The following is a 3,852-nucleotide window of genomic DNA, read 5'->3' on the forward strand; positions in this document are numbered from 1 at the left end:
CAGGGCGAGAGCAACATCCGGCGCTGGGTGCTGGAGAACGACTGGCTCGAAGCCATCATCGCGCTGCCGCTGAACATCTTCTACAACACCGGCATTGCCACCTACATCTGGGTGCTGGCCAACCAGAAGGCCGAAACGCGGCGTGGCAAGGTGCAGTTGATCGACGCCAGCGGCTGGTTTCAGCCGCTGCGCCGCAACCTCGGCAAAAAGAACTGCGAACTGAGTGATACCGACATTGCCCGCATCCTCGACCTCTATGTGGGCGAGGCGCGGGAGACGGCGGAAAGCAAATGGTTCGACACCCGGGATTTCGGCTACTGGAAGATCACGGTCGAACGCCCGCTGCGCCTGAAAAGCCAGCTCTGCGACGAGCGCATCGAATCGCTGCGTTTTGCCACCGGCGATGAGGCGCTGCGCGCCGAGATGTACGCCACCTACGGCGAGGCGCTCTATACCGGGTTCGCCAGGTGCAAACCGGCCATCGAGGCGTGGCTGAAAGGCGAGGACGAGAGCGAGGACGATGACAGCGAAGACGGCGACAGCAGCGATGACGGCGAAGCCCCTGTCGCCCGCAAGGCCGTGCCCGCCAAACGCCGCAAGAAGCTGCTCGACGCCTCGACGTGGCAGCGCGACAAGACCTTGCTGGAGGTGGCGCAGCGAGCCCGGCAGTCTCTCGGCAGCGCCGTGTTCGACGACCACAACGAATTCCGCGCCCGCTTCGATGCGGTTCTGAAGGCGCAGGGCGACAAGCTCAGCGCGCCGGAGAAGAAGATCGTCTACAAGGCGGTGAGCTGGCGCGACGAGGCCGCGCCGCCAGTCATCGCCAGACGCACCAGGCTGAAAGCCGGAGAGTTTTTCGAGCCGAATTACGACGGCGCCTATCTGGAAACCGTGGGCAAGGATCGCTTCATGGTCGAGTACGAGCCCGACAGCGAACTGCGCGATACCGAGCAGGTGCCATTGAAGGAACCGGGCGGCATCGACGCCTTCTTTGAACGCGAGGTGTTGCCGCACGCGCCGGATGCCTGGATCGCCATGGACAAGACCCAGATCGGCTACGAGATTTCTTTTACCCGCTATTTCTACAAGCCCGCGCCGTTGCGCACGCTGGCCGAAATCCGAGCCGACATCCTCGCGTTGGAGCGGCAGAGCGAGGGTTTGCTGCACAAGATCGTGGGGGGGGCGTGATGGTGGCGTACCCCGACTATCGGTCGTCCGAAGCACCGTGGGTGGAACGCACCCCTGCGCATTGGCGAATAGCACGTTTGCGCTACGTCGCTCGTGTCGGCAACGGCACCACGCCGTCACGCGACCGGTCCGAGTATTGGAGCAACGGCACCGTTCCGTGGCTGGCAAGTGGGCAGGTCAATGACTACATCGTGCGCAAGGCGCGCGAGCTTGTCACGCCGCAGGCCGTCAAGGAATCGTCGCTTCGAGTGTTGCCTGCTGGCAGCGTTATTCTCGGCATGGTCGGGCAAGGCAAGACGCGCGGTATGTCGGCGTATCTCGCCATCGACGCGACCATTAATCAGAACCTCGCGGGCATCGCGCCAGGGAAGGAGCTGGATGGGCGTTACCTGCACTACATGCTGACTGCCGCCTATGACTTTCAGCGCAACTACGGTCGCGGGGGCAATCAGGCGGCGCTGAATTGCGCCATCGTCGGCAGCTTTCCGACCTTGCTGCCTCCGCGCCCCGAACAAGACCAGATCGTCGCCTACCTGCGCGCACAGGACGCGCACATCGCCCGCTTCATCAAGGCCAAGCGCGATCTCATCGCGCTGCTGACCGAGCAGAAGCAAACCATCATCGAGGGCGCGGTGACACAAGGGATTGAGGGCGCGACGGAGAAACGTGATTCAGGCATCGACTGGATTCCGTACATTCCGGCACATTGGGAAACGTGCAAGCTCAAGCACGTTGCGGTGTTTAATCCGTCGAGATCGGAAAGCACCGCGTTTCGACTCAGCGACGCATCTGTATCATTCCTGCCGATGGAGTGCATCACGACGGAGGGAAAGCTACAGAGCGTTGAGAACAGAAAGACCTCGGAAGTTTGGGAAGGCTACACCTACTTCCGTCGCAACGATGTGGTGATGGCGAAGATCACGCCATGTTTCGAGAACGGGAAAGGCGGGTTGCTCGATACGCTACCGACTGAGATCGGCTTCGGCACAACGGAGTTCATCGTACTCAGGGCGGCAGAGCGGCGAATTCGACCGGCGTTCCTGGCTAAACTGTTGTCGCTTAGGACGTTCCGCGTTCTGGGAGCCGATGCGATGACGGGAGCTGCAGGCCAGCAGCGCGTGCCGCTCGGTTTCGTCAAGAGCTTCGAAATTGCTCTGCCGCCGTTGGACGAGCAGGATCGGATTCTGGATGCACTCCAAACTGCGACTGCAGAACAAGATGTTGCCATCGAGAGGATTCGGAGCGAAATCGCCCTCATCCGCGAATACCGCGACCGCCTGATTGCCGATGTGGTCACCGGCCAGGTGGACGTACGCGGCTGGCAACCCGGCCCGGACGATGTAGTGGACGACGTGGCGCTGGCTGCGCTCGGCGATGACCCGGACGATGTGACCGAAATGGAGGTTGACGATGGCGGCGAGTAAGAAAACCACCCGCAAGCCCCCCGCGCCAGCGGCGCGGAAATCCGACGCAGTTCTGGCCGCCACGGCGAATGACTACCCGGCCTTGCTGGCCGAGGTGAAGGCGCGCATCCAGTCCGCGCAGTACGCGGCGCTGCGGGCGGTCAACCAGGAACTGGTCGGCCTGTACTGGGATATCGGGCGACTGATCGTCGAGCGACAGCAGACCGAGGGTCGGGGCAAGGCGGTTGTGGCGCAACTTGCCGCCGACCTGCAGGCGGACTATCCGGGCACGGGTGGCTTCTCGGCTTCCAATCTGTGGCGCATGAAGGGCTTCTTCGAGACCTACAGCGCCACGGCAAAACTCGCACCACTGGTGCGAGAAGTCAGCTGGAGTCACAACCTGCTGATTCTGGAGCGGTGCAAGGACGAGCACGAGCGCGAGTTCTACCTGCGCATGACGCGCAAGTTCGGCTGGTCGAAGAACGTGCTGGCGCACCAGATCGATAACCAGAGTTACGAGAAGTCGCTGCTGGGTCAGACCAATTTCGACCAGACGCTGACCCCGGCGCTACGCGCACAAGCCAGGCTGGCGGTGAAGGACGAGTACGTCTTCGACTTCCTCGAACTGGGCGAACAGCACAGCGAACGCGAACTGGAACGTGCGCTGATCGCCCGCATCGAGGATTTTCTGCGCGCAATGGGCGGCATGTTTTCGTTCATGGGCAGCCAGTACCGGCTGGAGGTGGCAGGCAGGGAGTACTTCATCGACCTGTTGCTGTTCCACCGTCGCTTGCGTGCGCTGGTGGCCATTGAATTGAAGATCGGCGAGTTCGAGCCGGAGTTCGTCGGCAAGATGCAGTTCTACCTCGCAGCATTGGACGCGCAGGTGCGGCAGGAGGACGAGAACCCGTCCATCGGCATCATTCTGTGCAAGGAAAAAACCCGCACCATCGTCGAATACGCGCTGCGCGATGCGCGCAAGCCGATTGGCGTGGCGACCTATGAAATCACCAGGACTCTGCCGAAGGAACTGAATGATCAGTTGCCGTCACCCGAAGCCATTACCCGCTTGCTGGAGAGCATATGAATCCGATCCCGCGTAAACACGTTGTTTATCCTCCTCTCCCCAACCCCGCCCCCGCGAGTGGGGATGGGCTGAAAAGACAGCGTGTTCAAATGTGATCGGTATGAAACCCACCGACACCAGCGAAAAGGAACTCGAACGGCTGATCGTGCGGCACCTGGCGGGCATCAGCGAACA

General features: G+C 61.7%; 3 protein-coding genes. All 3 read left to right on the top strand.

Features of this window, described 5'->3' with window-relative positions; translation table 11 throughout:
* Positions 1–1,188, top strand: a 1,188-nt coding sequence (locus Q1M07_RS07905) for an N-6 DNA methylase (RefSeq protein ID WP_300452787.1), incomplete at its 5' end; no start/stop codon positions are given.
* The gene (locus Q1M07_RS07910; RefSeq protein WP_300452789.1) at positions 1,188–2,612 is read left to right on the top strand and encodes a restriction endonuclease subunit S; all 1,425 of its coding nucleotides are present in this window, start codon (positions 1,188–1,190) and stop codon (positions 2,610–2,612) included. The genes Q1M07_RS07905 and Q1M07_RS07910, both read left to right, overlap by 1 nt.
* Entirely contained in the window at positions 2,599–3,678 is a 1,080-nt protein-coding gene (locus Q1M07_RS07915; RefSeq protein ID WP_300452791.1) for a PDDEXK nuclease domain-containing protein, read from the top strand. The genes Q1M07_RS07910 and Q1M07_RS07915 overlap by 14 nt, the downstream gene beginning before the upstream one ends.
* Positions 3,679–3,852 lie beyond the last annotated feature (174 nt).

The organism is Accumulibacter sp., from assembly GCF_029255285.1.
GTDB lineage: Bacteria > Pseudomonadota > Gammaproteobacteria > Burkholderiales > Rhodocyclaceae > Accumulibacter.